Below are 26,702 nucleotides of genomic sequence, written 5' to 3' on the forward strand. Positions count from 1 at the left end.
CCTGATCGCCGACGTTGCGGGGTAGGGCGCGATCCCGCTCACGTCGGTGACGCCGCTTCCCCGGTCCGGCCCGCCGGGGAAGCGGCGTCGTCCTGGGCCGCGGCGCGCAGGAACGCGTTGTAGCGGGCGAGGTCGTCCTCCTCTCCGGTGGCGTCGGCCCGGTCGGCGGCACGGTCGAGCCGGGCCTGTTCGCGCTGGTCGGCGCGGATCCACTGGCGGAGCAGGACCATCATCACGACGGCGGCGGGAATCTCGCCGAAGGCCCAGGCGATACCGGCGCCGAGGCGCTGGTCGTCCAGAAGGGACGACGCCCAGTCGGGATGGACGGCGGTGTACCAGTCGGGGGCGATGACGGTGGTGGACTGGAGCAGGATCAGGCCGAAGAAGCCGTGCGCCATCATGGCCGCGAAGTGGATGATCACCAGGAGTGGCGGTGCCGGTCGCGGTCGGCCGGGATCGACGCCGATGAGCACCCAGAAGAGCAGGTAACCGGCGACCACGAAGTGGGTGAGCATCGCCAGGTGGCCGAGGTGGTAGCGCATCAGGGTGCCGAGCAGGTCGCTGAAGTACAACCCGTACAGGCTGACCGTGTAGACGCCGAGGGCGACCAGCGGGTGGGTCAGCAGCCGGAGCGGACGGCTGTGGATCAGCAGCAGGAGCCACTCCCGGGCGCCGCGCACCTGCGGGTCGGTGGGTCGGCGTAGCGCGCGCAGCGCGAGGGTGACCGGGGCGCCGCCCACGAGCAGGATCGGCACCGCCATCGAGAGCACCATGTGCTGGATCATGTGCGCGCTGAACAGCACGTAGGCGTACCGGGCGATGCCGAGGTCGGTGATCGCGGCGAGCAGGACCATCCCGGCCAGCCAACTCGCCGTGCGGGACGGCGGCCAGCGGTGACCGGCGCGGCGCAGCCGCCACACACCGGTGAGGTAGCCGGCCACCCCGAGCAGACAGACGGTGAGGAAGAACATGTCCGGCAGCGGGTCGCCGAACAGCCGGGCCGGGGTGGGCGGGGCCGGTGGGGTGAAACCGAGCAGCTCGACCAGCGGGTCCGCCTCGACCGGATCGGTCGGGACCGGGGTGGGGCTGCGGGACAGCGCCACCGCCAGGCCGACGGTGCCGGCGAAGAGCACCAACTCGCCGGCGGCGAGCCGGGCGAAGACACCGGGCCGGCCGGCGCGCAGCGCGGGCAGCGTACGGCGGCGGTGCACGGCACCGAGTCCGCCGAGCAGCAGCAGCGCGCCGGCCTTGCCGAGGACCAGCCAGCCGTAGCGGGACTGCCAGAGCTGGTCCCACCCGCCGAGCCGCACCCAGGCGTTGGCCGCTCCGCTGACCGCCACCCCGACGCAGCAGGCCAGCGCCAGCCGGCTGTACCGGGCGGCGGCCTCGGCGAGCATGGCCGAACGGCGCAGCATCAGCAGCGCGGCCAGTCCACCGACCCAGACGGTGGCGGCGAGCACGTGCAGCGCCAGGCTGGTCACCGCGATCTGGTGGTTGCCGGCCCCGGCGGCGTGCCCGGTGAACGCCGGAGGCAGCACCGCGACCATGGCCAGCCCGGCGGTGGCCGCCGCGGCCGACCGGGACACCCCGACCCAGGAGAGCACCGCCACCGCCGCGGCCAGTCCGGCCTGGAGCAGCAGCGACTGCCCCTGGGAGATCGAGGTGGCGAAGCTGACCACGGCGGCGACGCCGAGTTGGGACGGTGCAGCGCCGAGCAGGTCCGAGACGGTCAACACGATCAGGACCAGGGCGGTTGCCGCCCAGCCGGCGGACAGCCCGGTGACCCGGCGCAGCAGCAGGTAACCCGGCGCGGAGACGCTGGGCCCGTCGCCGGGCAGCAGGAACGCCGCCGTCACCGCCAGCCCGATGGTGAGGGTGGCCAGCGCGTCGAGCAGGAGGCGGACCAGGGGCAGGCCGTACCTGGTGAGTGGTCCCGGGTCCGGCAGGCCGGTGATCGTGGTGGCGTTCAGCCCGTTTCCGACGAGGAGCGCGAGCAGCAGCACGCCGAGCCCGGCCAGCACGCCGAGTCCGATCAGCGTCCTGCCCCGGGGCAGCCACCGGAGCCGCTCCGCTCGGCGGAGAGCCGGCGAAGCGGGACGGGGCGGAGCCGGCCGGGGTGCCGTGCTCACCGGGCCGGGGTCCGGCGCCGGCGGCGTACGACGATCAACCCGGCCGCGACGAGCACGGCGCCGAGCCCGGCGGCACCAGCCCACCACAGTCCGGTTCCGGAGCCGGCGTTCTCGTCCGCTACCGCGACGGAGGTCGACTCCGCGGGGTCGGCGACGGGCGGCGACGTGCGGGCGGTTCCCGGAGCGGTGGTGGATTCCTCGGCCGGGGGGAGCGCGACGGTGAACCGGAACTGTCCCTGCACGGGATGGCCGTCGGCGGAGACCACCCGGTACGCGACGCGGTAGCCACCGGAGCGCAGCGGGGAGACGGGCAGGTGGACCTGTTTGTCTGCCGCTCGCGGCTCGCCGGCCTCGTGCCGGGAGCCGTCCGGGCCGGTCACCACGACGGTGCTGAAGTCGCCCCGGACCAGCTCGCTGAAGGTGAGAGTGATCTCGGTGAGCTGGGTGGTGACCGTCGAGTCGGCCCGGGGGTCACTGCTCAGCAGCTGGGCGTGCGCCGCCGCCGGGCGGGCGACCAGCAGCCCACCGGCCATGGCCGCGACGCCGAGCGCCGCCACTGCCACCGTCCTCGCGATGTGTCGACCGATCACGGCTGCCCTCTCTAGGTGCTCTACTTCCCATCCCCGCTGGTAGAGGTCGCGTGGCAGCGCCGGATGGTTCCCGTTCCCCGTGCCCGGATCGTGCCCGACCGGTCCGGACACGGGGAGGGGTGGTACGGATCACGTCGGTCACGCCAGTAGCCGCTCTCCGATCCAGCCGTCGGGCTCGCAGCCGGGTGGGATGGCGAAGACGGCGGAGCCGATCGGGGTGATCCAGTCGTTGAGCAGGTCGCGTTCGGCGAGCCGGCGCTGGATCGGCAGGTACTGCCGGTCGATGTCGGCCTGGTAGGCGGCGAAGATCAGTCCGCTGTCGGCCTCTCCGGCGGCGTCCGGCGGCAGGTCGTAGTTGTACGGCCGGCGCAGGATCTTGAGCCGGTCGTCGCTGACCCGGGCCCGGGTCACGTGCGCGAAGTCCGGCATGACCGGCAGCCCGGCCTCGTTGAGCGCCGAGAAGTCCGGCTCGTCGTGCTCCTGTTGCCCACTCAGCGGCGCGCCGGTGTCGAGCCGGCGGCCGACGGCGAGTTCCTTGTCGGTGCGGCCGAGCTTGTCCCAGGTTTCCAGCTCGGCCCGGATCCGCCGCAGCACCAGGGTGCTGCCGTCGCGTAGCCAGGCCGGGCCGTCGTTGATCCAGACGGACTGCTCGAAGGCGGCCGTGCCCGGCAGGGGGTTGGCGGTGCCGTCGAGCTGGCCCATGACGTTGCGTTGGGTGTGCCCGGGGGCCTGCGCTCCGCGGCTGCGCCGGAACCCGGTCTGTACCCACCGGACGGAGGCGAAGGGCCGGGAGTCCTTGACCAGCATCCGTTGGGCGTGGGTGACGGTGAGCGGGTCGTCGGCGCAGATCTGGATCAGCAGGTCGCCGCCGGACCAGGCCGGTTGCAGTTTGTCGATCGCGAACTTCGGTAGCGCGGCGACGGACGGCGGGCGCCGGTCGTCCCGGCCGGCCGCCGCGTAGAGCCCGGGACCGAAGCCGAAGGTGATGGTGAGTCGGGCGGGCAGCACGGCGAGTTCGGGCTCGGTGTCGGCCAGCGGCGCCCGGCCCTGGGTCAGCCGGACCGCGTCGTCGGTGAGCAGCCGCATCAGCCGGCCGAGGGCGGCCCGGTCGACTCCCTGGCGCAGGGTGAAGGCGACGAACGCGGCGTGCGCCTGCGGTTCGGTGGCGATTCCGGCCTGGTGGCGGCCGTGGAACGACTCCACGTCGGTGCCGGTGGCGGTGCTGGCGGTCGGAGCGGGAGCCGGCGGCGGTGCCGGTTGCCGGCCGGCGGCGGTCGCGGCTATGCCGCCGGCGGCCCCGGCGACGGCGCCACCGACCGTCAGGGCGCCGCCGGTGAGCAGGCGGCGCCTGCTCACCGCGCGGGTTTCGGAGCGTCCGGTCACGGTGCCGGGCTCATGGTCATACCCGGTGCAGGGCTCATCGGCATGCCCGAGTCGGGGTCGTAGCTCTCCTCGGCGCCGGTGAACGGCTTGGCCACCGCGGTGAACTCGGCGGTCTTCCCGTCGGCGAAGGTGAGCGTGAAGGTGAGCTCGTCGCCGGCCCGGACCGGCTTGCTCAGCTCCATCATCATCAGGTGGTCGCCGCCGGGCTCCAGCACGTGGGTGCCGCCGGCCTTGACGATGAGCCCGCCGGTCTTGGGCTGCATCACCATCTTGCCGTCCTTCATGGCCATCTCGTGGATCTCCATCGGCGAGACGGAGGTGCTGACGCTCACGATGGTGAGGTCGGAGTCGCCGCTGTTGACGAGGGTGCCGAACGCGGCGGTCATGCCCTTGTCGGCCGCCTTCACCCACGGATCGCGCACGGTGAACGGATTCGCGTCGGCGGTCGCCGACGGGCTCGGCGCGGCCTCCGGGGTCTCGCCGGATCCGCCGCATCCCGCGACGGCGAGCGCCGCCAGCAGGGCGACTGCCAGCATTGTTGCCCGGCGTCGCGCGCCGGAGGTTGCCGAATTCAGCATGTGCGTGTCCTTCGTCTTGTGGCTCCGTCTCTACTACTGGTCGTCGTGCGCGGGCGGACGGTTCCACGCGGTTCGGGACCGCGGTGACGGCGTCCCCGGCGCACCCCCGCAGAGCAGGGATGCGTCGGGGGACAGTCAACGGGAAAGGCGGCGCGGTCCTGCTGGCCGGGTGTCCCGGTCCGGCGGCCTCCCGCACCGAGCGGGGCCGCCGGCCCGCTGACCTCCGGCGCCCCGCGTCGATCAGCGCTCGTCGAGTTGGCCGCCGAACGGGTCGTGGCCGAGCAGTTCGAGGAACGCCTCCCGGATGTCGACCCGGATCGGCCCGCCGTGCGCGAGCTGCTCCCGCACGTGCTGGAAGAGCGGCATCAACCGGCGGATCTCCTCGGCACCGACGACCACCACCAGCGGGGCGAGGGCGCTGCCCCGGTCGATCTCGATCCCGGCGATCCCGGTCGCCGGGATCGCCGAGAACCGGAACGGGCCGAGTCGGTCCACCACGACCGCGGGCGTCCCGTGACCCGCATCCTGCCGCGCCGCGCGCAGCGCGGCGATTCGTTCGAGCTGGTACTGCGCCAGTTCCCGCAACGTCGTCGACTTCTCCGGATCGTCCCGGATCGCCCGCAGCCGGCGCGTGACGTCGTCGAGGTCGGCCGAGCCGTCATCTTCCCGGAAGCCTCGCATCACCGAACCCTATCGATCCGCCCGGCGCCTCCGTCGCACAGGTGGTGCGAAGGGACCGGTCGGGAAAGGGCTTGCCTCAGCAGTCGCCCACACCGGTGCCCACCTCGGTGGCCGTACCGGTGGCGGTGCCGGTGGCGGTGCCGCGGTGGAACCGGTCGGCCCAGTCCCGGAGGTGCCCCACGAGTTCGGGCGGGGAGACCACCTCGAACTCGGCGCCGAGCGTGCCGAGCGCCATCGCCGGCCAGTCCAGGCTGTCGGTGGCCATCACGAACCGGCAGCGGTGCTCGTCGACGTGCTCGACCGTGCCCCACCGGGCCAACCGCTTCTCGACGGCGGCCCGCGGCGCCTGCACCAGCACCTCCACCCGGTACGGTGCCGGCAGGTTCTCGATGCGGCTCCGGACGAAGGCGGCGGCGTCCTCGGCGGGCAGGTGCCGGGGATGGAACCGGGCACCGGTGCCGCGCGGGTCGGCCAGCCGGTCCAGCCGGAAGCTGCGCCAGTCGTGCCGGGACAGGTCGTAGCCGACCAGATACCACCGTCGACCGAGGGAGACCAGCCGATGCGGCTCGACGTGCCGCTGCGTCCGCTGCCCGTCCCGGGCGGTGTAGTCGAAGCGCAGCCGTTCGGTGTCCCGACAGACCTGGGCGACCGTGGTCAGGACCGCCGCCGCCACGGTCGGCCCGCCGCCGTCGCCCCAGAACGCCGGCACGGTCATCGCACGCAGCGCGTCGACCCGGCGCCGCAGCCGGGCCGGCATCACCTGTACGACCTTGGTGAACGCCCGGATCGACGACTCCTGGATGCCGGCGACCGCGCCGTACGCGGCAGCCTGCAACCCGACCGCGAGCGCGACCGCCTCCTCGTCGTCGACCACCAGCGGCGGCAGCGCGGCACCCGGGGCCAGCTGGTAGCCGCCGTCCACGCCACGGTGCGCCTCGACCGGATAGCCCAGCTCGCGCAGCCGGTCGACGTCGCGGCGGAGGGTGCGTACCGAGACGCCGAGCCGGTCGGCGAGTTCGGCGCCGGGCCAGTAGCGGTGGGTCTGCAACAGGGAGAGCAACCGGAGGGTACGCGAGCTGGTGTTCGCCATGCCGGAAAGTCTGCCCCAGATTGAGGACAGAAACTGGCCGCTAGCCGGGCGGCGCCTGGTCTGCCACGTCGAGGGCCGGCAGCCGACGGGACCGCGCTCACCGGCTGGCGGGGAAGCCCTGGTGGCCCAGGACCGCCAGCAGGCGGATCTTGTTCTCGGCCTCGCTTCCGGGCCTGGGGGTGAGAACCAGCAACGCCTGCGACTGGTCCTCGGTGAACAGCGCCTGGCAGTCGACCTCGATGTGGCCCACCTCGGGATGTACCAGTGTCTTGCGGTCCTCGAAGCGGCGGGTGACCTCGTGCCGCTCCCAGATGCCGCGGAACTCCGCCGACTCGGCGAGCAGCATCGCCAGCAGCTCACCGGCGCGTGAGCGCGGGCCCGAGGCGCCGTACGCCGCGCGCAGCGTGGCGACCAGGCTCCGCGCCTGCCATTCATGATCCTCCGGCGGGTAGACACCGCGCGCCGCCGGATCGGTGAACCACCGGTACACGTCGCTGCGCGCCCAACCCGTGAGTCGCGAGCGGTCACCGAAGATCACCGTGGCCAACCGGTTGGCAACCAGTACCTCCCCGAGCGGGGAGAGGATCAGCGCCGGGCTGTCCGCCAGGCGGTCCAGCACGCGCAGGAGTGCCGGCGCCACGTGCGCGTCCTGCGGCGTGCGCCGCGGCACGTTGTGCCCCGCGAGCCGGTAGAGGTGGTCGCGTTCGTCGGCGCCGAGCCGCAGGGCCCGGGCGAGCGCGGTGAGCATCTGCTCCGACGGCTGCGGGCCGCGCTGCTGCTCCAGGCGTATGTAGTAGTCCACCGACATCCCGGTCAACGCCGCCACCTCCTCGCGCCGCAGCCCGGGGGTCCGCCGGCGCGCCCCGGGCACCAGACCGACGTCGGAGGGGCGCAGCCCCTCCCGGCGACGGCGCAGGAAGTCGGCAAGAGCGGCACGGTCCATGTATCCCATGATGTGTCCCCGGCACCGGCCCAGCCAGGGATCGCCAGTCCTCCGATCCACAGGTCTCTGCCGCCCCCGCCGCCGGGCGGAGACCGTGAGGGCATGAACATCACCGGCAACACGATCTTTGTCCCCGGTGCCACCTCCGGGATCGGCCTCGCCCTCGCCCTGCGGCTACAGGATCGGGGCAACACCGTCGTCGTCGGCGGACGGCGCACCGAACTGCTGGAGAAGCTGGCCGCCGAACACGGACTCGGCACGGTCCAGATCGACACCGCCGACGCGCGGTCGGTCACCTCCGCCGTGCGGAACGTCCTGGACCGCTGTCCCGACCTGAACGTGCTCGTCGCCATGGCCGGCATCATGCGTGCCGAGGACTGGCGCACGGCGAGCTTCCTGGCCGACGCGGAGGAGGTCGTCACCACCAACCTGCTCGGTCCGATCCGGCTGGTCGCCGCGCTCACCGAACACCTGCAGACGCGGCCCGCCGCCACGATCGTCACGGTCTCGTCCGGCCTGGCACACGCCCCGCTGCGCATCACCCCCTCCTACAACGCCACCAAGGCCGCGATCCACATGCTCAGCGAGACGCTGCGGCTGCAACTGGCGGAGACCAGCGTCCGGGTGGTCGAACTGGTCCCGCCGTCGGTCCGCACGGCGCTCCTTCCGGGCCAGGAGGAGTCGGACACCGCCATGCCGCTGGACGAGTTCGCCGACGAGGTCATGGCGCTCCTGGAGGCCGACCCCGAGGCGCACGAGATCCTCGTCGAACGCGTGAAGTTCCTCAGGTTCGGCCAGGCGCGCGGCGACTACGAGCAGGTCGTCGCCGCGCTCAACGCACCCGACCCGCACACCCGCTGAGCACCCTGTGCCATCATCGTCGGCAACCAGCGACGAGAGTTGTCGCGGACGTCGTCGCTCCACTGGCCGCGCTACCGGACCTGGACGGTGTGATGCGAGCTCCGGACCCTCGTGAGCTGGGTCGGGTCTTCAACGAGGTGCCGGAGCTCTACGACCGGGTCCGGCCGGGATATCCCGACGAGCTCTTCTCGGACCTCGTCGCCGTCACCGGCGTGGCCGAGACGTCGTCGGTGCTCGAGGTGGGCTGCGGCACCGGCCAGGCGACCCGCGCGCTGGCGGCGCTCGGGTGCGCGGTGACCGCCGTCGAACCGGGCGCGGAGCTGGCCGCACTCGCTCGCCGACGACTCGCCGACCGGCCGAACGTGACGGTCGAGACGTCGAGCTTCGAGGACTGGGCCGACCGCGGCAGGCGCTTCGACCTTATCGTGGCCGCGTCGGCCTGGCACTGGGTGGACCCGTCGATCGGCTGGCGGCGGGCGTACGAGATCGTCAAACCCGGCGGCTGGACGGCGCTGCTCGGCCACGTCGTCGTCCGCCGGCCGGGAGAACCCGAGGTGTACGCCGAGACCGCCGACCTGCACCAACGCTTCTCACCCGGAAATCCCGGCTGGTGCCATCCGCCGTTGGAGTCCGAGGTGCCGGCCACGGACGGGGGCTGGGGGTCGGTGGACGACCCGGGCGACTTCTTCGGTCCGCCGGTCGTGCGCTGGTATCCCACCGTCCAGTGGTTCGACGGGAAGGGCTTTGCCGATCTGCTCCGCTCGACGTCGCTCTACCGGAGACTCGATCGCGCCGTCCGCGAGCCGCTGCTCGACGCCGTCGCCGAACGCGTCCGTACCCGGATGGGTGACCGGGCACCGCGCCGCTACCTGAGCGTCCTCCGCCTCGGACAGCGCACCGGGTGAGCCGTGAGGTGCCGGTGCGTGTGGCATCATGACAGCGCGACGAAGATCGACGTCTGTCGTCGGCCAGACGATCGACGCCGTCCGCCACGGGGAGGAATGTCCGATGAGGAGTCTCAGGCCGCTGCTCGCGGCGGTGCTGATCGGGCTGTCGGCGGTCGTGGTGGTCGCCCCGCCCGCCGCCGCCGAGGGCGTCCAGACGATCTACATGAACGCGGCCGGTGACGACACGCGCGACGGTGCGACGCCAGGCACCGCGGTCCGCAGCCTCGTACGGGTGCAGCAACTCGTCGCCGCCGGCCCGCTCGACATGGACGTCGAGGTACGCATCCACGCCGGCACCTACGTAGCCCAGGGCATCGTCTGGCAGACCTACCGGCCCGGCCACACGATCACGTTCATGCCTGACGACTACGAGTACGGCGAGGGCATCGGAGGGATCGCGGCGCTGCCGGTGTTCCAGAACAGGCGCGCCAGCGGGTCGGGACGATACATCACCGGAGCGTGGATCCACGCCTGTCCCGGCAACCCCGGCCGGCCACTCGCCGACGGCGGCGCGTCCGGGCTGCGCTTCTACTACCTGCGGGTCGAGTACTACGCCAGCGCGGCCCTTTCGCTGGACGGCTCGGCGGGCTCGTGCGGCGGCGGCTACCAGCGGTCCTCGGCGCCGGGGCTGCCCTCGGCCCGGGGCCTCGACGGCAACACCGTCTTCGGGATGCGGTTCACGAAGATCGGCAACACCTACACCGGCGGCTCCTGCGACAACCCCGACTTTCCGCGGTGCGGCTACGGCGGGATCGTGCTCACCGAGTCGTCGGACAACCGTATCGAGAACAACCACTTCGTGGACCTTCGCAACTCCGAGAACAGCTACATCCACGCCATCTACGTGACGCACAAGAGTTCGCGCAACCGGTTCGTGCACAACCAGGTGACCGGCGTGAGCAGCGAACCGGTCAAGGTACGCGACGGCAGCAACTTCAACAGTTTCGAGCAGAACGTCTTCGGCGCCAACGGATTCGTGCGGTCCTCGCCGTCGATGGTCCACTACCGGGAGGAGGTGAACGAGGCGGCGGAGGAGTGCTCGTCGTACCACAACCGGTTCGCCGGCAACGACCTCGGCACCTACCTGATCGGCAGCGGTGCCAACCTGCCGGTCTGGGTGATCACGCCGGCCGGCGCGACGTACAAGGGCGCCCCGGTCTGTCCCGCCCTGCCGGCCGGCGAGGTGCGCCTGATCACGGCGAACAACACCTACTGACCGGGCCTCCGCACCGCCTCGGAGTCAGAGCAGACCGAGGCGGAAAACCTCGAAGCCGGCCGCGTGTCTGACCCCCAGGCGGCTGCCGGTCTGCCGGGAGATGCCCTCGAGGAACTCCTCGGGGTCGAAGTCACCGGCGCCGAGGCCCCGCAGATAGGCGGCGTGCGCCTCGAGTGACCGGACGCCCAGGTCGAACGTTGCGGTGGTGTCGGCCGCGTGCTTCGACAGCGGCGAGCCGGCCGCCCACACCTCCCGGACCCCGTTCCACCGCTCCAGCCCTTCCGCGACCTGCTCCCGGAAGACCCAGCGGTTGGCCGCGTCACGTGCGGCGTCGAGGACGGCCCGACCGGTGACGATGTGGTCGGACATGTTCAGCGCGTCGCCCTCCGCGTCCCAGCTGTCGCGGAAGTTGTTCGTGATCACGATCTCCGGCCGGTACGTCCGGATCACCCGACTGAGGTCACGCCGCAACGCGACGCCGTACTCCAGGACGCCGTCGGGCAGTCCGAGGAAGTCGACCTGGGAGACACCGACGATTGCCGCGGAGGCGCGCTGTTCCTCTTCGCGGGTCGGTCCGGCCACGGCCGGCTCCATCCCGTCGATCCCGGCCTCGCCGCTGGTGAGCAGCACGTAGGTGATCTCTTTGCCCTGCCGCGTCCAGCGGGCGACGGCCGCGGCCGCGCCGAACTCCAGGTCGTCGGGATGGGCGACGACGGCGAGCCCGCGCTGCCAGCTCTCGTCGACAGGTTGGAGTGGGTTGGAAACGGCGGGTGCGTCAGCGGTCATGTAACCATCTTCCTCGACTGCCCGCTCCTCGTCGCCGGGGCTCGGATCAGCGGTCCCGCGCCGCCATCCAACCGGCGACCTGGGCTCGTGAGGTGAAGCCCAGCTTGGTCAGGATGTTGCGGACGTGACTTTCCACCGTGCGCTCGGAGATGAACAGCCGCGTCCCGATCTCCCGGTTGCCCAGACCGTCGGTGACGAGCCGCGCGACATCGGTTTCACGCCGGCTGAGGATGCCCTGGCCCGGTTCGACGCCGGGGTCCGGTCCGGGGGCCGGCTCGGCTGCGGCGAGCTCGCGCAGGGCGAGCCGTACGGCGGCGTCGCGACCCAGTTGCCGGCCGGCGTCGTGGGCCGCGGCGAACCTCGCGGCACCGAGCGCGGCGGTGGCGGTCCGGGTGGCCTGGGCCAGCGGTGTGGCCATGCTCGGGTGGACACTGGCGCCGATCTCGGTCCGGAGCTGCTCCATCGCGCCGAGGAGCTCCGCCGCCAGCCGCGGCTGCCGGTCGGCCGCCGCGCCGCAGCCGAGCGCGCCGACGAGGTAGCACTGCGCCACGCGGTCGTCGATCTGGTAGGCGATCCGCAGGCCCTCGGTGAGCCACCCGTCGGCATCGTGCAGGGCTCCCGAGCGCAGCGCGGCATAGCCCTGGTTCATCAACATCATGCCGAGGCTGTAGAGGTCGCCCGCCTCGCGGCTGACCCGGGCGCCCTCGGCGGCCGCCCGCGCGGCCGCGTCGAGGTCGCCGTCGGCGAGGCCGTTGAGCGCCTGCGCCTGATGGGTCATGAGCGTGGCGCCCAGGTCGTTCAGCCCTCCGGCGATGGCGCGGGCCTCGTCGAGCAGTCGTTGCGCGGAGGCCCGGTCGTCTCTCATGGCCGCCGCGATCGAGGCCATGGCAAGCGTCTGTGCCAGGGCCTCCGGCGGTCCGACCGCGCGGGCCAGGCCCACCCCACGATCGAGGGTGCGGGTGGCCGCCTCCGGATCGTTCTGCAGTACGGCCAGGAAGCCGCGCGCGAAGTAGGTCCAGGGGCTGGCGACGGGCCCGGCCAGGAGTTCGTCGAGCCAGCGCACGCCCTCGGCGGTGGCGCGGGTGACCCAGTACCAGATGAGTGCCGTTGCCATGCCGACCGCCCGCGGGCGGTCGCCGCGCGCGACGCACGCCCGCAGGACGCCCCGAATGTTGTCGATCTCCAGGTCCAGCCACGCCAACGACGGCACCAGCTGGTAGCGGCCGGTCGCGGCGAACTGTAGGCACCGGGACAGGTAGTAGTCGGCGCAGCGTAGCTGCACGGTCTCCGCGTCACCGGATTCGTGCAGCTTGAGCCGAGCGTACTCCCGCATCGTCTCGGGCAATCGGTAGCAGGTGACGCCGGCCACGTCCTCCCGGCCCAGCAACGACTTGTCGAGCAACGACGACAGCAGGTCCAGCGCCCGGGCCGGCGGCAGGTCGTCGGAGCAGCAGACGGCTTCGACGTCGTCGAGGGTGTACCGGCCGGCGAAGGCGGAGAGCCGGGTCAACATCGTCCGTTCGGCCGGCGTCAGAAGGTCGTAGCTCCACTCGATCGCGGTACGCAGCGTCTGGTGGCGCGGCAGCGCGGCCCGGCTGCCGCCGGTGAGCAGATCGAACCGGTCGCTAAGCCGGTCGCGGATCTGGTCCACGCTCAGTGTCCGGGTCCGGACCGCGGCCAGCTCGATCGCCAGCGGCAACCCGTCCAGCCGGCGGCACACGTCGACCACGACCGCCCGGTTCGCCTCGGTCAGCTGGAAGCTGCCCGACGCCGCCACGGCCCGTTCGACGAAGAGCCGGACCGCGTCGTTCCGGCTGGTGTCGGCGAGCGGCTCGGTGCGGTGTGGCGGCAACTCCAGCGGCGGTACGGGAAGGACATGCTCGCCCGCCACGGAGAGCGGCTCCCGGCTGGTCGCGAGCACGCGGACCCCGGACGCGGCTCGCAGCACGTCGTCGACCAGCCGCGCGGTCGCGTCGAGCAGGTGCTCGCAGTTGTCGAGCACCAGCAGGAGCTCGCGGTCGCGCAGGTAGGAGCGCAGCAGCGTCGCCGGCCCGGTCGCGGCCTGGTCCCGCAGGTCGAGTGCGGCCATCACTGCGTTGCCGACCAGTGCCGGGTCGTGCACGTCGGCGAGTTCCACCAGCCACGCGCCGTCGGTGAAGGCGCGCCTGCCCGCGGTGGCGATGCGGAGCGCCAGCCGGGTCTTGCCGACACCGCCCGGTCCGACCAGGCTGACCAGGCGCGCGGCGGCGAGCTTCGTCCTGGCCTCGGCCAGCTCGGACCGACGGCCCACGAAGCTTGTCGCCTCGGCAGGCAGGTTGTCAGATCGCTGGGCGGGCTTGGCCACGGCCCGAAGGTACTACGGTCGCCCGCCAGACAATCCCGCCGGGACCGACTCAGTACCGGCTCGGTGCTGCCACGGATGGCCCCGCCCGGCGCCGCGCCTACGGTGGCCGGCATGGCAGCCCAGTTCCCGGTCCATCGGGTCGAGATCAGCTTCGTCGGCGCACCACCGGTGGCGCGGATCGAGCGGGCGTCCGGCGTCAGCGCCGTCGAGCGGGAGGGTCCGATCGTGCGCTGCCTCGTCGCGGGCAGCTTCCAGTCGTTCATCGAGGCGATACGCGGTCACGAGGTCCTCACCCTGCGGGCGACGCCGACTGTCACCGAATCCTCACCACCACCCGACATCCCCACGACCTGACGGAGACAGACGATGAACACCACAACGGAACCAGACATCTCGCTCCGCACCGAGCTGCCGCTGTGGCGCCTGTACGCACTGCGGCTCGGCTACCTGATCCTCGGCGGCGGCCTGGTGGTGTACAAGTGGCCGCTGCTCATCGCGCACGACGACCCATGGCCGCTGCTGGACAGTGTGGTCGTCTGCATCCTGGTCGCGATGTCGGTCCTCGCCCTGCTCGGGCTGCGGTATCCGGTGCAGCTACTGCCGATCCTGCTCTTCGAGGTGGCCTGGAAGCTGACCTGGCTCGCCGCCGTCGCACTGCCGCGGTGGCTCGACCACGATATGGACCCGGAGACCCGCAGCACGACGGGCGAAATCCTCTGGGTCGTCGTCATCCTCGCCGTCATCCCATGGCGGTACGTCTATTCGCACTATCTGCTCCGCCGAGGCGACCGCTGGCGCTAGCCCAATGCTGGGTAGTCACGCGCGGGACTCCGGTAGGCAGGCACGTCCGCCAGGACATGCCTGCCGCCGGGGGTGATCCCGACGGTCACCCGATGAGCAGGAGCACGCTGATCACCAGCATCACCACGGCGGTGGCGCCGTGGATGCCGTATGCGGCTGCCTTGGGTCCGTTGCTGCGCAACACGATCAGTGCGTCGCCGACGGGTATGCCGGTGGCGGCCAGCATGAACCAACCCAACAGGTCGGGGGTCGCTCCAGCCAACAGGATGAAGATGAAGAGCCCCGAGGCTATGTCGCGTACGGCCTTGATGGAGAGCCATACCCGGAGGTTTGGCTCCCCGGTCGGCGTACCGGGGATGCCAAAGCTCGCTGCGGCGGCCTGCGGCGCCCAGAGCGCACGCACGCCGATGACGATGATGCCTGCGCCGATCAGTGCGGCGAGCACGTCGGCGACATTGACGATCATGGGTGTCCTTTCGGTGGCGACACGGGGCTAGCGATGCTAGAACCCGTAGCAACGATAGCCTATCAGCGAAAGTATGTCTAGCGCTGCTAGGATCCGAGTCATGTCCGCCATCCGTGAGCGCCGCGAACGTGAACGCGCCCACCGTCATCAGATGATCATCACGGCCGCACGTGAACTCGCGGAGGCCGAAGGCTGGGAGGCCGTGACGACACGACGACTCGCCGAACGGGTCGAGTACAGCCAGCCGGTGCTGTACAGCCATTTCAACGGCAGGGACGCCATCGTCGGCGCCGTCGCCCTGGACGGATTCGGCGAGCTCGCGCTGCATCTGCGCCGCGCGCGGCAGGCAGTTGCCAGACCCGGAGAGGCCCTGCGGGCTGTCTGCGGCGCCTACCTGGAGTTCGCGACCGAGCGACCTGCCCTCTACCAGGCCATGTTCATCCTGCCCACCGACCTGACATTCGCCGGCGCGGAGACGCCGGTTCCGCTGCGGGCTTGTTTCGACGAGTTCGTCAGCTGCTTCCGGCCGGACAACGAACGACGCGAACTGCTCGCCGAAGTCATCTGGAGCGCCCTGCACGGCATCGTCGTCCTGTCGGACGGCGGCCGCATCCCCCCTGCCGGACAGGAGGAACGAATTGACTGTCTCGTGACCCAGTTCGCGAACACCCCGTAACTGGACGTTTGTTTCGCGTTCGCGTCAGTAGTGCCCGATTCGCATCTCGGCCTCGGTGACACAAATGCCGGACCTGACCTGGAATGAACGCATCCGATCCAGCTCTGCTCTGGCCGGAATCGACGCGTTTCACCCTGCGATCCTGTCTGATTCGCTTACGCCCGCAATCAGCGGACATAACGTCCGCCGAGCCGGCCTCCAGACAGCGTACGACCGCACCATGACCGCACGGCGAGCCTACCCATCCGACCTGTCCGACGCCCGCTGGGCCCTGATCGCACCCCGCCTCACCGCCTGGCGCCAGGCCCGCACCGACGCCGGCATCGGCGGCCGCACGCCCACCCACGACCTACGCGAGATCTTCAACGCCATCCTGTACGTCAACCGCACCGGCATCGCCTGGCGCTACCTGCCCCACGACTTCCCGCCCCACGCCACCGTCTACGGCTACTTCGCCGCCTGGAGCAAGGAAGGCATCCTCACCGAACTGAACTACAACCTCACCGGCCTCGTACGCGACCACCACGGCCGCACCATCCACCCCACCGCATCCATCATGGACAGCCAGAGCGTAAAGACCTCCACCAACGTCCCACTGTCCACACAGGGCACCGACGCCGGAAAGAAGATCGTAGGCCGCAAACGCGGCATCATCACCGACACCCTCGGTCTCCTACTGGCGGTGGTCGTCACCGCCGCCAGCGCCAGCGACAACACCATCGGCATCGACCTACTCGACCAGGCCACCACCGCCTACCCCACCCTGACCAAGACCTGGGTCGACGCCGGCTTCAAGAACCGCGTCGTCGAACACGGCGCCCAACTCGGCATCGACGTCGAGACCGTCACCAAGGACCCACAGGCCAAAGGATTCAGCGTCGTCAAACGGCGTTGGGTCGTCGAACGCACCCTGGGATGGCTCATGCACCACCGCCGGCTCGCACGCGACTACGAAGCACGACCCGACAACTCCGCCAGCATGATCACCCTCGCCATGATCGACAACCTCGCCAAACGCCTCACCGCCGAAACCACCCCAACCTGGCGATACGGCTAAACCCACATAACCGACGAAGTACGTGAATCAGACGTCCTCTAAGACCGACCCCGCACCATGGATCTGCCCGCCGGCCCCGCGCCGCACTCGACACCACGCGACACCACGCGACAGTGGCATGGCGCGACATGCTGTCGGGGGCGGATCCGCGCACCCGATCATGACCTACCTGGTTGTAGAGATCACTGCCCGTCGTGCGGCTGCGGCCCACTGGTAGAAGGCCCGGACGGCAACGACGTTGGTCCAGGATGGCCGGACGGCGGCACGCCCCGGCCGTCTGGTTGCCGGTTCTGGGCACGGGTGGCCGGGGGAGCGCCCCGGCCACCCGTGGTACGTCCTTTGCCCTCCAGGTCCTGTCGTGCCGGCGATGATCGTCGCGTCGGGACTCGGCCGGGGATGGTCTTCGCCTGGTGGCTACGGCGTCGCGATCGCCAGTGAGTGGCCATGGCCGGCGGCGATTGCGGTGGTCTTGCCGGTCAGGGACGCCGGTACGGTCGCCTGTCCACTTTCGTTGTCGTGTCCCGCTCCGCCTGGCCCGGCGGATACGGGTCCGGATCGGTGGGCCGGGGCGGCTCAGGTCCGTCCGGGCCCATCCGGATGAACGGTTGGGCCCGGATGATCCGGTAGCGGCGGCCGTAAACGGTGAGTTCGTCGACCGGCTCCCAGTCGAGTAGCTCGTACACCGTTTCGTACTCGGTCCGCTCGGCCGTGTGTTCGGCGGTGTCCGGCGTATCGCTGAACAGTTTCCGGAAGTGGGACGCGAGACTGTCCCGGGCGTGTTGCGGCGCGTCGGCGTTGAGCCGGAGGATCCGCCACCGGCCGTCCACCTCCTCGGCGGAGCCGAAGATCGGGGCGCCCCACATGAGCGTCGGATAGGCGACCGAACGGCGCCGGGCGTCGTCCTCGGAGACCGCCGACACGGGGTCGTCCCGCTGCTCGATCTTGATCAGCAGGTGCTCCGGCACCCGCTTACCGTCATTGGCCATGTGCGCATTGTGTTCACTTGGCTGCCGAAACGGGGTCCCGCCACCACCACAGTTCGGCACAGATATCGGCGGCTCACCCACAAAGCGCCACCATCCGGGCATCGACCACCTGCCGCGACGGGTCCGATCCCGGTCGGACCGAGCGCTCTCTCCAGCGGCAGGCCGGAGTGGTCACCGCGGCGGGTCGGTACACCGTGGGACAGGTGTGGCCGGTCCGGCGCCGGTCGAACACCAGCGAAGATCATGTCGAGTAGGTTCGTCGACCCCGCCGTCACTCTTCCCGGTAACGACCCCTCAGGGGGTGGGGGGAGGCGAGCTCTTGACTCCTGCAAGGAAGGCGGACCAGGCGTACGGGGGGAAGGTCAGGACCGGTCCGGCGGGATCTCTGCTGTCGCGTACGGCGACGATGCCGACCAGGTGGTCGGCGACCTCGATGCACTCGCCTCCGTTGTCGCCGCTGCGCGTGCTCTTGCGCCACGTGGCGCCGGTCAGGTCAGCCATGATGGACCTCCGCAGCAGTCTTTTCGATCATGTACATCGATTGTCCCTCATCGAGAGCAAGAGCGGTCAGCCCGTGACTCGCAACAGATGGCGGGCGGTACACCGTGGGACAGGTGTGGCCGGTCCGGCGCCGGTCGAACACCAGCGAAGATCATGTCGAGTAGGTTCGTCGACCCCGCCGTCACTCTTCCCGGTAACGACCCCTCAGGGGGTGGGGGGAGGCGAGCTCTTGACTCCTGCAACGAAGGCGGACCAGGCGTACGGGGGGAAGGTCAGGACCGGTCCGGCGGGATCTCTGCTGTCGCGTACGGCGACGATGCCGACCAGGTGGTCGGCGACCTCGATGCACTCGCCTCCGTTGCCCCCGCTGCGGGTGCTCTTGCGCCAGCGCGCGCCGCGCAGCTCAGTCATGCTGCATCTCCCCGAGGATCTTATTGATCATGCTTCTCGATTGTCCCTCATCGAGGGCGAGCGCGTCCAGGCTCGCCCATACCTTCTCGTAGGCGGCGTATTCGACGGGCCGATCGAGATATAGCGCCCCGGTTAGCGACTCGCAGTAGACGATCGGCGGCTCGGGAGTGTTCCGGTTGCCGGGCGGAAAGTCGAGGATGATGAACGATCCGGCCAGGGAGCCCCGGTGATGTCCGGCTGCCAGTGGCAGGACCCGGATGACGACGTTGGGCAACTCGGCGAGGGTGAGCAGGTGTGCGAGCTGTCCCGCCATGACCTGACGGTCGGAGACGGGTCGTAGCAGGGCGGCCTCGGACAGCACGAGTTCGACGCTCGGTGCCGGGGGCAGGCGGCGGGTCAGCAGGCTTTGTCGTTGCAGGCGTGCCTCGACGGCCCGCGCCCGACCATCCTCGCTCATCTCCGGCTGGTCGGTGCGGTACATCCCGAGCGCATAGTCACGTGTCTGCACGATGCCGGGAAGCAGCGCATCTTTGAAATAGCGGAGGCGGGAGGCGGCGGATTCGAGGCCGACGTAGAGTTCGAACCACTCGGGGATGGCGTCGCCGTACGCGTGCCACCACCCCTTGGCCCTGGTCTGGCTGGCCAGCCCGACCAGCGCGGTGACCAGATCCGTCCGGACGTCGTAGAGCCCGCACATCGCCCTGACGTCCACCGCGCGGACGACCGCGAGTCCACTCTCGATCCGCCAGATCTTCTGCCGGCTGCACTCCAGGGCGTCGGCGGTCGCGTCCAGGGTCACCCCGGCCTCGGCGCGCAGTTGCTTGAGGGTGCGCCCGAGTTGGCGGCGGGGCACGGTCGAGCCCATGTCCTCGGTCATCTGATCACTCCTCACGATTGATTTTGCAACATCCTGCCGCCTCCGCTGAAACGTCTATCTGTTTCCCATAAATAAGTCAATGACTGGCGTCTGTTTCTCGCGGGAATTGGTTGCCAGCCCGCCGGTACAGGCTACAAGATGGCGTGCGGAAGGCGACCGTCCAAACGGTCTCGTGTCGGGCCTCCGGGTCGATCGTCAAATCATCGGCGAAAGGATGCTGCTGCCGTGTGCGCAATTGTCAGCCACTTCCACTCCGCCCGCCGCCACCGCGCCGATCGTCATCGCCGCGCGGACCACCGGCGGGCTCGGGGCGTACGACGATGACCCGGCCGAGGACCGACGGCCGTGCCCCGGTCACCACCTGCCCGAGCTGCGACGGCCTGGGCCTCACCCTCGCCGCCTGCACCTGCGTCGAGCACGGCGACCGGCGTCTGGTCACCGACGAGCCGGCGCCCCGACGGCCGTACCGGGACTGCCGGGTCTGTCGGGGCCTCGGTCGCGTCGGCGGCCCTTGCCAGCAGTGCGGCCAGCGGGGAGAGCGGCGGGCGCAGCTCGTGCTGACGGTGGCCAACCTGGACACCGGTGAGGTCTCCTCGGCGAGCGTCGTCCCGGGCGCGCTCACACCCCGACCGGCGTCCGACGGCGGCTGGCAACTGCCGCTGTCCCCCGTGGTCGACGAACTGGCCGAAGCCGTCGGCGCGGCGACCTGGACGAGCTGTTCCGCGCCGCCGGCCAGGGCCACGGCGGTGCGGCTGCCGGACGAGTGGAGCCCCGAGCTTTCCGACGGGCAGCGGTTGACGCTGGAGAGTCGCGCCATCGCCGGCCACCCCGGCGAAAGCTGGCAGGTGTTCCTCGGTCGCGGCGCCGCACCGCCACCGCTCACGCCGCAGCGGCGACTCGACCAGCTCTGCGCCCTCGCCGACCTGCTCTGTCTCGACATGGTCCTGGAGGCGCGCCGGCTGCGCCACGACGACCTGCTCTGGGATGTCCGGTTCGACCTGCCCGGGGCGGCGGTGCCGGGGAGGCTGCGCGGTACCGCCACCTGCCCGGCCGACGCGCTCGGCATCGTCACCGTGCCGTACGCGATCTCGGGGCTTGCCGCACGTGGCCTGGCCGCGCCCGCCCGCTATCTCGTCCCGACGGCCGACGCGGGGTCGGACCGGGCGCGGCCGGTCCGCGACCTGGCCCAGATCACACGCCGGGTCGTCGCCGACTGCACCGATCTGCGCACCGGCGAGCCGCTGCCCGGTGCCTGCGCCATCTGGCGGGACGGCCACTGGTGGCACAGCAGCCTGCGGGTCGCCGGGCATGCCGACCGGCTGGTCGAGCGGGAGACCGGGCAGCTCGTGCACCACCGCACGGAGCTGCTGCGGCGCGGCTGGGAGCCACCGGATCCGGCCTGGCTGGGCGACGCGATCCCGTCCACCCCGTGCCCGGACTGCGATCCGGCCGAGAGCCAGCGGCTCTGTCCCTGCGCCCTGGCCAACCCCGCCACCGACCCGGGCTGCGCCGGATGCGGTGGCACCGGGTTGAGCACCAGGGTGTCGAGCTGCCACACCTGCCGGGGGAGCCGCCGGAGCTATCAGGCACTCGTCGTCACCCTCACCGACCTGGCGGGCCGGGTCGTCCACCTGACCTGGCGGGCCGGGGACGCCGCGCCCGTGTCGCCGGTCGGGCTCGATGCCGACGGCACCCCGGTGGTCCAGCTTCCCGAGCGGTTCCGGCTGGGCGGCCACGCCGCCCCGTTCGGCGTACGGCCGGAGGAGCTCACCGAGGCCGACGGCGGCTGGCCGGTCGACCCCGACCTGCGCGACGGGTACGTCTCCGGCCGGGTGGAGGGGGTCGAGCCGTTGACCCGGTATCTTGCCGAGGCGGGCCGGGGCAGACCCGGCGGTCGGCTGATCGTGCTGGCCGCCCCGGCCGAGGCGCCGTCGCTACCGGAGCTGGTCCGGCTCGCACACGCCCTCGGCCTGGCGGTCGAGGTCTCGCTACGCGACGACTCGCTACGCGACGACTCGGCACGCGACAACTCGGCTCGCGACGACCCATCGCCCGCCCGGTCCCGACCGGCCGAGGCAGACCAGAGCCGGTGCCTCTCCTGGCGGGTCGAGGTCACCGTCGCCGATCCGGTGTGGACGGCAGCGGGGACGGAGTACGACTTCCCGGGCCGGCCGACCCTGGCCGGGGCGATCGCCTGTGCCCTCGACTACCTGCCGAGCGTGCTCGCCGAGGCGGTACCGGACGAACCGGCCCGACCGGTCCCGGCGCCGTGCTCCGGGATGTCGGAGCCGATCGCCGCCCCGGAACCGATGCTTCGCCGGCTCGGTGCGGACCATCCCGGGCAGTGGGTCACCGTCCGCTTCGCTCCGCCCGGCTCCCGGACCGGGGAGTCCCGGACCGGGGAGTCCCGGACCGGGGAGTCCCGGACCGGGGAGTCCCGGACCGGGGAGTCCCGGACCGGGGAGTCCCGGACCGGGGAGTGCCGGCCCGGGGAGTGAACGTGGCGCGGCCCGGCCTCGACAAGCGAACGATCGTCGTGACATCGTCGATGTCCGCCACCATCCGGGGCTCCGGGAGGAGACCGAGTTACCGATGTCCGTGCTCAGGTTCCTCGCTCACCGCCGGCATACGGCTTCCGGCACCGTCCACACCGTACGCACGAACCGGCCGAGCCGGCGGAGACACCGCGCCCACCGGAGCCTCACCGGCGGGCTCGGAGTCGCCCTGACCGCCGTGCTCACCCTCGGCGCGGCGACCCCGGCCGCCGCCTGGACCGGCCCTGCCGGGCAGCGGCTCGACATCGAGATCCTCTCCAGCCGGCCGGACCAGGTCAGCGGCGGCGACGCGCTGGTCCGGGTGACGCTCGCCGGCCGGATCGACCCGCGCGCCGTCCGGATCAGCCGGAACGGCACCGACGTGACCCGCGCGTTCCGGGTCGACGGGCGGTCGCTGCGTGGCGTGGTCGGCGGGCTACGTGACGGCACCAACCTGCTCCGGGCGAGCGCCCGGCAGGCCCGCGCCGCAACCCTCGTCCTCCGCAACCACCCCGTCTCGGGTCCGATCTTCTCCGGACCCCGGCAGTATCCGTTCCTCTGCCGCACCGAGCAGAACGGGCTCGGGCAGCCGCTGGTGGACAACCAGGAGGGGCAGGGGATGCGGGTCCTCGGGCCGGACGGCTCGGTGGTCGGCTGGAGCCGGGACTGTGCCGCCGCCACGATCACCGACCGGCTCTACCGGGCCGCCGACGGCAGCTTCAGGCCGATGCCGCCGGACGGCTCCCGACCCGCCGACCTGACCACCACCCGCACCCTGGACGGCCGGACGGTCGACTACGTCGTACGCCGGGAGCGCGGCACCATCAACCGCTTCGTCTACTCCATCGCGATGCTGGAGGGGAACTGGAACCGGCGGGCCGTCTACCGCTTCGACGGCGGGGTGGCGATCGGGCACGACCAGGGGCGGCTTCCCGGCGCCCACCTCTACCACGAGGGGCTCTCGCTCGGCTACGCCGTCCTCTACTCGACCGGCACCCGCACCGCCACCCACTACAACCTGGTGCTCGGTGGCGAGACCGCGCTGATGCTGAAGGAACACTTCGTCGAGGAGTACGGCGTCCCGCTCTACACCGTCGGGGTGGGCGGCTCCGGCGGCGGCATCCAGCAGTACATCTACGGCCAGAACCACGGCGACCGGGTGATCGACGCGGCCATCCCGCAGTACTCGTACCCGGACATGGCGACCCAGACGATCCACGTCGGCGACTGCGAGTTGCTCGAGTACTACATGGACGTCACCGACGCCGCCAACCCGAAGTGGCATGACTGGGAGAACCGGACCTGGCTGATCGGCATGAACGCCAGCGCCACCGTGCCGAACCCGTACCGTGGCGGCGCGCCCGGCTCGACCGAGTGCGTCGAGGGCTGGCGCGGCCTGACCCCGCTCGCGCTCAACCCGCGCTGGTTTCCGGGCGACCCGCTCTGGTCCCGGATGGACCCGCCCGGCGTGGAGCGCACGGTGCAGTGGTCGCACTGGGCCGACCTGGTGAACGTCTACGGCACCGACCCGGCCGGGTACGCCCGCTCCACCTGGGACAACGTCGGCGTCCAGTACGGCCTGTCGGCGCTGGCCTCGGGCCGGATCACCCCGGCCGAGTTCCTCGACCTGAACGCCCGGGTCGGCTCGTGGAAGCCGGCGTCGGAGATGGTGCAGGAGGGTTGCCCGTACACCCCGGAGGCGTGTGCCGATCCGGCCCAGTTCGACCCGTGGTCGTCCCGGAACATGCGGCTCTCCCCGGACGGCGGGCGGACGCCGGCACCGCGTACCACGGGGGACCGGGCGGCGATCCGGGCCGCCTACTCCTCGGGGGTCGTCTTCACCGGCGACATCGACATCCCGATCGTCGACTGGCGGCACTACCTCGAAGAGCAGTTGGACATGCACGACGTCCACCAGTCGTTCGCGTCCCGGCAGCGGATGCGCGAGCACGACGGGCACGCCGGCAACCAGGTCATCTGGTTCACCGACGCCCGGCCGGCCGAGGTCTTCGACCAGACCCCGGAGGCGCTGGCGGTGATCGACGAGTGGATGGCGAACATCCGGGCGCATCCGTGGCGGGGGGTGGCCGGCAACCGGCCGGCGCTCGCCGTCGACCGCTGCTTCACCACCACCGGTACGGAGATCGCCCGGGGCGAGCACGTCTGGGACGGCATTCTCGACAACCGCCCCGACGGCCCCTGCACGCGGCTCTTCCCGCTCTACGGCACCTCCCGGACCGTCGCCGGTGGCCCGATCGAGGGCGGCGTCTACGCCTGTGACCGGCAGCCCGTCCGGGTGGCGATCGCCCGCGGGCTCTATGGCTCGTGGCGCCCGACCGACGCCGACCGGCGGCGCCTGGAAGCGATCTTCCCGACCGGAGTCTGTGACTACCGCTGAGCGTCTGCGACTACCGCTGAAAGTCTGTAGCTACTGCTGACAGGCTGCGACCACCGCTGACAGCACGGGCACGACCCGGCGGCGGTTGCCGGTGGTGCCGGCGGCGAAGATTCCTCCCCGGTCGCCGGCATGTCTGGCCGCGTCCCGGGAACGGCACACCCGGGGCGGACAGGCGTGCCGGGCGCCGACCGGGGCCCGGCAGGGGCGACTCGTCAGCGGGGGGTGGTGGAATGGGCGCCAGGAAGCGGGCGGTGGACCAGGAGGCGGGCGACCAGCTCGGGCGGGGCGACGCCGGCGGCGGGTCGGCGGCTCCGAACGGCCGGGACCGGGGCCCGCAGTCGGTCGGGCCGTGGGGGACCACCGGGGGCACCGAGGACCGGGACGCGCCGTGGGGTGCGGCCGAGGACTCGCCGCTGGACGAGGGGAGCGAGGAGGCCGGCCTGCCGCCCGCGCGGCGCGGCGAGCGGCGCGCGGACGAGGAACAGGACCTGCCGTGGGCGCAGGGCGCCGGCAGGCACGGCTTCGGTCCGGTGGAGCCGACCCGCGCCCCGGAGGCGGGCCCGGGCGGTGCGCCGGCGGATCCCGGCCCGGGTCGCAGGCTCTTTCCCGACGACACCGCCCTCGACGACCTCCGCAACAATCCGCTGGAGGAGCAGACCGGCATGCACTCGGAAGGCGTCAGCCGGCACGAATAGCGGCTGTGCATCAGCCCTGCTCCGGCATGACGAGGATGACGTTGCCGTGCTTGCCGCCCTCGACGTGGCGATGCGCGTCGACGATGCGGTCCAGCGGATAGCGGGCCGCGATGACCGGGCGGAGCGCGCCCGCCTCCGCCAGTTCCTTCACGAAGAGCAGGTCCCGGGTCTTCTCCGCCGCCTTCCGCAACCCGGTGAAGGCGAGCACCGCCCTGCGCCGGCCGAACGCCGCCGTCCAGGGCATCTGGACCAGCAGCCCGGGTGACGGCACCGGGCTGAGGTAGCGCCCGGCCGGGCCGAGCACCCGGCGGCAGCGGCCGAACGAACTCGTGCCGGCCACGTCGAAGACGACGTCGTAGGTCTGCCCGCTGCGGGTGAAGTCCTCCCTGGTGTAGTCGAGGACGGCGTCGGCACCGAGCTCGCGCACGAGATCGAGGTGCGCCGTGCTGCACACCCCGGTGACCGTGGCGCCGTAGTGCTTGGCGAGCTGCACCGCCATGCTGCCGACGCTGCCGGAGGCGCCGTTGACCAGGATCGTCTGGCCGGCGCCGAGCCGGGCCCGGTCCCGCAGGAAGGCCAGCGCGGTCGTGTCGGCCAGGGCGACGGCCCCGGCGAAGTCGAGGTTCGCCGGCTTGGCGGCGAGGGCGCCGTCCTGGCGGACCCGGACGTACTCGGCATGCGCCCCGAAATCCGGCCCGGTGACGCCGACGACCTCGTCACCGACCCGCACCCGGTGCACCGCCGGCCCCACCGCCTCGACCACACCGGCGAACTCGGAGCCCAGCACCGTCCACTTCGGCCGGCGCAGCCCGAAGAAGAGCCGGGAGTAGCCCGGGGAGCCCCGCCGGGCGGTGCCGTCGGTCACGCTTACCGTCGCGGCGTGCACCCGGACGAGCACCTCCTCCCCGGCGGGCGTCGGCGTCGGCACCTCTTCGACCCGGACGGCGTCCGGGGGACCGTAGCTGCGGTACACGGCGGCTCTCATGGCTGCTCCCCTTCGGGGTCGGGATACTGGAACACCTCGTCGAGCGGGACCGCGAAGACGCGGGCGATCTGGAATGCCATCTCCAGCGAGGGGGAGTACCGCCCCTGCTCGATGGCGATGACGGTCTGCCGGGTCACCCCGATCCGCTCGGCGAGCTGCGCCTGCGTCATCTCGCCGGCGGCGAACCGCAGGGCGCGGATCGAGTTGGTGACCCGGGTCGGCTTGACCATCGCTCACATGCCCCTGCGGTAGGCGACGAGCTTGACGACGGAGCCGGTCACCGACGAGGCGACGAATCCGAGGTAGAGCGCGTTCGCGATCCAGAAGTGGTCGACGTCGAGCAGTGCCAGGCCGAGCGCCACCAGGGCGGCGGCGATCAGTGGTCCCTGCCCGACACGCTCGCCGTGCCGGTGGATCTCACGGTCCCGGACGTCGCTGGCGTGGCTGTCACTGGGGCGGGCGATCTCCACCGCGATGCGGGCGACGATGGAGACGACGATCGAGACGCCGATGGTGAGCAGCAGCGTCGACACGTACGGCACCTCGGTGGCCGGGGTGCCGGCGAGTCTGTTCAGGACGATCCCGAGATAGACCGCGTAGACCGCCACCGCGACCACCAGGCTGACCCAGGTGCCCTTCTCTTCGTACGACATCGCCGGACTCCCGAGAGGTAAAGAATTCTTGACACCCGAAGAGTAAAGAGCCATAGACATGGTGTCAAGTTTTCTAGACATGACGGAGCGACGTGTGGCGAGTCAGGTCGGATG

The 26,702-nt window shown here is 71.5% G+C and carries 27 protein-coding genes; 10 read left to right on the plus strand and 17 right to left on the minus strand.

The genetic code is table 11. The features are described from left to right. Positions 1-38 precede the first annotated feature (38 nt). From ACN27G_RS10550 to ACN27G_RS10580, 7 genes are all read right to left on the minus strand, one after another. On the minus strand, positions 39-2,129 hold the full coding sequence (locus tag ACN27G_RS10550) for a cytochrome c oxidase assembly protein (RefSeq protein WP_421492606.1): 2,091 nt from the start codon (positions 2,127-2,129) through the stop codon (positions 39-41). After that, positions 2,126-2,719, minus strand: a complete 594-nt coding sequence (locus ACN27G_RS10555; protein WP_421492607.1) for a copper resistance CopC family protein — start codon at positions 2,717-2,719, stop codon at positions 2,126-2,128. Before ACN27G_RS10555 ends, ACN27G_RS10550 begins: the two co-directional genes overlap by 4 nt. Positions 2,720-2,857: 138 nt before the next feature. Next, positions 2,858-4,102: a Dyp-type peroxidase gene (locus ACN27G_RS10560; RefSeq protein ID WP_421492608.1), complete on the minus strand. Its 1,245-nt coding sequence runs from the start codon at positions 4,100-4,102 to the stop codon at positions 2,858-2,860. Further along, entirely contained in the window at positions 4,099-4,680 is a 582-nt protein-coding gene (locus ACN27G_RS10565; RefSeq protein ID WP_421492609.1) for a copper chaperone PCu(A)C, read from the minus strand. The genes ACN27G_RS10560 and ACN27G_RS10565 overlap by 4 nt, the downstream gene beginning before the upstream one ends. Positions 4,681-4,920: 240 nt before the next feature. Then, the gene (locus ACN27G_RS10570; protein WP_421492610.1) at positions 4,921-5,361 is read right to left on the minus strand and encodes a hypothetical protein; all 441 of its coding nucleotides are present in this window, start codon (positions 5,359-5,361) and stop codon (positions 4,921-4,923) included. 76 nt (positions 5,362-5,437) lie between these two features. Beyond that, positions 5,438-6,451: a helix-turn-helix transcriptional regulator gene (locus tag ACN27G_RS10575; protein ID WP_421492611.1), complete on the minus strand. Its 1,014-nt coding sequence runs from the start codon at positions 6,449-6,451 to the stop codon at positions 5,438-5,440. Positions 6,452-6,548: 97 nt separating this feature from the next. Next, complete coding sequence (locus ACN27G_RS10580) at positions 6,549-7,394, minus strand: helix-turn-helix transcriptional regulator (RefSeq protein WP_421492612.1); 846 nt, start codon at positions 7,392-7,394, stop codon at positions 6,549-6,551. 102 nt (positions 7,395-7,496) lie between these two features. Between ACN27G_RS10580 and ACN27G_RS10585 the strand changes: the two genes are divergently transcribed. The 3 genes from ACN27G_RS10585 (at position 7,497) to ACN27G_RS10595 (ending at position 10,418) form a co-directional block, all read left to right on the plus strand. Further along, a complete protein-coding gene (locus ACN27G_RS10585; RefSeq protein WP_421492613.1) occupies positions 7,497-8,255 on the plus strand; it encodes an SDR family oxidoreductase in 759 nt (252 codons plus the stop codon). Positions 8,256-8,347: 92 nt separating this feature from the next. Then, the gene (locus ACN27G_RS10590; RefSeq protein ID WP_421492614.1) at positions 8,348-9,160 is read left to right on the plus strand and encodes a class I SAM-dependent methyltransferase; all 813 of its coding nucleotides are present in this window, start codon (positions 8,348-8,350) and stop codon (positions 9,158-9,160) included. A gap of 103 nt (positions 9,161-9,263) precedes the next feature. Continuing rightward, on the plus strand, positions 9,264-10,418 hold the full coding sequence (locus tag ACN27G_RS10595; RefSeq protein WP_421492615.1) for a right-handed parallel beta-helix repeat-containing protein: 1,155 nt from the start codon (positions 9,264-9,266) through the stop codon (positions 10,416-10,418). 24 nt (positions 10,419-10,442) lie between these two features. Here the strand turns inward: ACN27G_RS10595 and ACN27G_RS10600 are convergent, their stop codons facing one another. After that, positions 10,443-11,204, minus strand: coding sequence for a PIG-L deacetylase family protein (locus ACN27G_RS10600; protein WP_421492616.1), 762 nt, complete (start codon positions 11,202-11,204; stop codon positions 10,443-10,445). Between the two features lie 46 nt (positions 11,205-11,250). Next, positions 11,251-13,548, minus strand: coding sequence for an ATP-binding protein (locus ACN27G_RS10605; RefSeq protein WP_421492617.1), 2,298 nt, complete (start codon positions 13,546-13,548; stop codon positions 11,251-11,253). Positions 13,549-13,659: 111 nt separating this feature from the next. Between ACN27G_RS10605 and ACN27G_RS10610 the strand changes: the two genes are divergently transcribed. Together ACN27G_RS10610 and ACN27G_RS10615 are read left to right on the plus strand one after the other, a co-directional pair. Continuing rightward, a complete protein-coding gene (locus tag ACN27G_RS10610) occupies positions 13,660-13,902 on the plus strand; it encodes a hypothetical protein (RefSeq protein WP_421492618.1) in 243 nt (80 codons plus the stop codon). Between the two features lie 12 nt (positions 13,903-13,914). Next, positions 13,915-14,349, plus strand: a complete 435-nt coding sequence (locus ACN27G_RS10615; RefSeq protein ID WP_421492619.1) for a hypothetical protein — start codon at positions 13,915-13,917, stop codon at positions 14,347-14,349. 85 nt (positions 14,350-14,434) lie between these two features. Here the strand turns inward: ACN27G_RS10615 and ACN27G_RS10620 are convergent, their stop codons facing one another. Beyond that, positions 14,435-14,815: a DUF4267 domain-containing protein gene (locus ACN27G_RS10620; RefSeq protein ID WP_421492620.1), complete on the minus strand. Its 381-nt coding sequence runs from the start codon at positions 14,813-14,815 to the stop codon at positions 14,435-14,437. 100 nt (positions 14,816-14,915) lie between these two features. Here ACN27G_RS10620 and ACN27G_RS10625 point away from each other — a divergent pair, with 100 nt between their 5' ends. Both ACN27G_RS10625 and ACN27G_RS10630 read left to right on the plus strand, forming a co-directional pair. Further along, positions 14,916-15,491 carry a TetR/AcrR family transcriptional regulator gene (locus ACN27G_RS10625; RefSeq protein ID WP_421492621.1) on the plus strand — a complete coding sequence of 192 codons (576 nt, stop codon included), beginning with the start codon at positions 14,916-14,918 and terminating at the stop codon, positions 15,489-15,491. Between the two features lie 220 nt (positions 15,492-15,711). After that, entirely contained in the window at positions 15,712-16,548 is an 837-nt protein-coding gene (locus tag ACN27G_RS10630; RefSeq protein ID WP_421497274.1) for an IS5 family transposase, read from the plus strand. 476 nt (positions 16,549-17,024) lie between these two features. On the opposite strand, the gene ACN27G_RS10635 is transcribed toward ACN27G_RS10630, so the two are convergent. From ACN27G_RS10635 to ACN27G_RS10650, 4 genes are all read right to left on the minus strand, one after another. Next, the gene (locus ACN27G_RS10635) at positions 17,025-17,534 is read right to left on the minus strand and encodes a DUF5954 family protein (RefSeq protein ID WP_421492622.1); all 510 of its coding nucleotides are present in this window, start codon (positions 17,532-17,534) and stop codon (positions 17,025-17,027) included. A 294-nt stretch (positions 17,535-17,828) separates the two neighbouring features. Then, positions 17,829-18,035: a DUF397 domain-containing protein gene (locus ACN27G_RS10640; protein WP_421492623.1), complete on the minus strand. Its 207-nt coding sequence runs from the start codon at positions 18,033-18,035 to the stop codon at positions 17,829-17,831. 204 nt (positions 18,036-18,239) lie between these two features. Beyond that, complete coding sequence (locus ACN27G_RS10645; protein ID WP_421492624.1) at positions 18,240-18,446, minus strand: DUF397 domain-containing protein; 207 nt, start codon at positions 18,444-18,446, stop codon at positions 18,240-18,242. Beyond that, entirely contained in the window at positions 18,439-19,323 is an 885-nt protein-coding gene (locus ACN27G_RS10650; protein ID WP_421492625.1) for a helix-turn-helix domain-containing protein, read from the minus strand. Before ACN27G_RS10650 ends, ACN27G_RS10645 begins: the two co-directional genes overlap by 8 nt. A 320-nt stretch (positions 19,324-19,643) precedes the next feature. Between ACN27G_RS10650 and ACN27G_RS10655 the strand changes: the two genes are divergently transcribed. The 3 genes from ACN27G_RS10655 (at position 19,644) to ACN27G_RS10665 (ending at position 24,950) form a co-directional block, all read left to right on the plus strand. Then, on the plus strand, positions 19,644-21,821 hold the full coding sequence (locus tag ACN27G_RS10655; protein ID WP_421492626.1) for a hypothetical protein: 2,178 nt from the start codon (positions 19,644-19,646) through the stop codon (positions 21,819-21,821). A gap of 94 nt (positions 21,822-21,915) precedes the next feature. Next, on the plus strand, positions 21,916-24,255 hold the full coding sequence (locus ACN27G_RS10660; protein WP_421492627.1) for a DUF6351 family protein: 2,340 nt from the start codon (positions 21,916-21,918) through the stop codon (positions 24,253-24,255). A gap of 230 nt (positions 24,256-24,485) precedes the next feature. Then, positions 24,486-24,950, plus strand: a complete 465-nt coding sequence (locus ACN27G_RS10665; RefSeq protein ID WP_421492628.1) for a hypothetical protein — start codon at positions 24,486-24,488, stop codon at positions 24,948-24,950. A gap of 10 nt (positions 24,951-24,960) precedes the next feature. On the opposite strand, the gene ACN27G_RS10670 is transcribed toward ACN27G_RS10665, so the two are convergent. Genes ACN27G_RS10670 through ACN27G_RS10680 form a run of 3 tightly spaced genes read right to left on the minus strand, consistent with a single transcriptional unit; the run spans position 24,961 to position 26,588 of the window. Continuing rightward, positions 24,961-25,935: an NAD(P)-dependent alcohol dehydrogenase gene (locus ACN27G_RS10670; protein ID WP_421492629.1), complete on the minus strand. Its 975-nt coding sequence runs from the start codon at positions 25,933-25,935 to the stop codon at positions 24,961-24,963. Beyond that, a complete protein-coding gene (locus tag ACN27G_RS10675; protein ID WP_421492630.1) occupies positions 25,932-26,165 on the minus strand; it encodes a helix-turn-helix transcriptional regulator in 234 nt (77 codons plus the stop codon). Before ACN27G_RS10675 ends, ACN27G_RS10670 begins: the two co-directional genes overlap by 4 nt. 3 nt (positions 26,166-26,168) lie before the next feature. After that, complete coding sequence (locus tag ACN27G_RS10680; RefSeq protein WP_421492631.1) at positions 26,169-26,588, minus strand: hypothetical protein; 420 nt, start codon at positions 26,586-26,588, stop codon at positions 26,169-26,171. Positions 26,589-26,702 lie beyond the last annotated feature (114 nt).

This window comes from Plantactinospora sp. WMMB334 (genome assembly GCF_049179095.1).
Classification (GTDB): Bacteria; Actinomycetota; Actinomycetes; order Mycobacteriales; family Micromonosporaceae; genus Plantactinospora.

Bases quoted from the DNA above. Each gene is read 5' to 3' on its own strand.
- ACN27G_RS10565 (WP_421492609.1), bottom strand. From the start codon at position 4,680: ATGCTGAATTCGGCAACCTCCGGCGCGCGACGCCGGGCAACAATGCTG.
- ACN27G_RS10570 (WP_421492610.1), bottom strand. From the start codon at position 5,361: ATGCGAGGCTTCCGGGAAGATGACGGCTCGGCCGACCTCGACGACGTC.
- ACN27G_RS10575 (WP_421492611.1), bottom strand. From the start codon at position 6,451: ATGGCGAACACCAGCTCGCGTACCCTCCGGTTGCTCTCCCTGTTGCAG.
- ACN27G_RS10580 (WP_421492612.1), bottom strand. From the start codon at position 7,394: ATGGACCGTGCCGCTCTTGCCGACTTCCTGCGCCGTCGCCGGGAGGGG.
- ACN27G_RS10585 (WP_421492613.1), top strand. From the start codon at position 7,497: ATGAACATCACCGGCAACACGATCTTTGTCCCCGGTGCCACCTCCGGG.
- ACN27G_RS10590 (WP_421492614.1), top strand. From the start codon at position 8,348: ATGCGAGCTCCGGACCCTCGTGAGCTGGGTCGGGTCTTCAACGAGGTG.
- ACN27G_RS10595 (WP_421492615.1), top strand. From the start codon at position 9,264: ATGAGGAGTCTCAGGCCGCTGCTCGCGGCGGTGCTGATCGGGCTGTCG.
- ACN27G_RS10600 (WP_421492616.1), bottom strand. From the start codon at position 11,204: ATGACCGCTGACGCACCCGCCGTTTCCAACCCACTCCAACCTGTCGAC.
- ACN27G_RS10610 (WP_421492618.1), top strand. From the start codon at position 13,660: ATGGCAGCCCAGTTCCCGGTCCATCGGGTCGAGATCAGCTTCGTCGGC.
- ACN27G_RS10615 (WP_421492619.1), top strand. From the start codon at position 13,915: ATGAACACCACAACGGAACCAGACATCTCGCTCCGCACCGAGCTGCCG.
- ACN27G_RS10620 (WP_421492620.1), bottom strand. From the start codon at position 14,815: ATGATCGTCAATGTCGCCGACGTGCTCGCCGCACTGATCGGCGCAGGC.
- ACN27G_RS10625 (WP_421492621.1), top strand. From the start codon at position 14,916: ATGTCCGCCATCCGTGAGCGCCGCGAACGTGAACGCGCCCACCGTCAT.
- ACN27G_RS10630 (WP_421497274.1), top strand. From the start codon at position 15,712: ATGACCGCACGGCGAGCCTACCCATCCGACCTGTCCGACGCCCGCTGG.
- ACN27G_RS10635 (WP_421492622.1), bottom strand. From the start codon at position 17,534: ATGGCCAATGACGGTAAGCGGGTGCCGGAGCACCTGCTGATCAAGATC.
- ACN27G_RS10640 (WP_421492623.1), bottom strand. From the start codon at position 18,035: ATGGCTGACCTGACCGGCGCCACGTGGCGCAAGAGCACGCGCAGCGGC.
- ACN27G_RS10645 (WP_421492624.1), bottom strand. From the start codon at position 18,446: ATGACTGAGCTGCGCGGCGCGCGCTGGCGCAAGAGCACCCGCAGCGGG.
- ACN27G_RS10650 (WP_421492625.1), bottom strand. From the start codon at position 19,323: ATGACCGAGGACATGGGCTCGACCGTGCCCCGCCGCCAACTCGGGCGC.
- ACN27G_RS10655 (WP_421492626.1), top strand. From the start codon at position 19,644: ATGACCCGGCCGAGGACCGACGGCCGTGCCCCGGTCACCACCTGCCCG.
- ACN27G_RS10660 (WP_421492627.1), top strand. From the start codon at position 21,916: ATGTCCGTGCTCAGGTTCCTCGCTCACCGCCGGCATACGGCTTCCGGC.
- ACN27G_RS10665 (WP_421492628.1), top strand. From the start codon at position 24,486: ATGGGCGCCAGGAAGCGGGCGGTGGACCAGGAGGCGGGCGACCAGCTC.
- ACN27G_RS10670 (WP_421492629.1), bottom strand. From the start codon at position 25,935: ATGAGAGCCGCCGTGTACCGCAGCTACGGTCCCCCGGACGCCGTCCGG.
- ACN27G_RS10675 (WP_421492630.1), bottom strand. From the start codon at position 26,165: ATGGTCAAGCCGACCCGGGTCACCAACTCGATCCGCGCCCTGCGGTTC.
- ACN27G_RS10680 (WP_421492631.1), bottom strand. From the start codon at position 26,588: ATGTCGTACGAAGAGAAGGGCACCTGGGTCAGCCTGGTGGTCGCGGTG.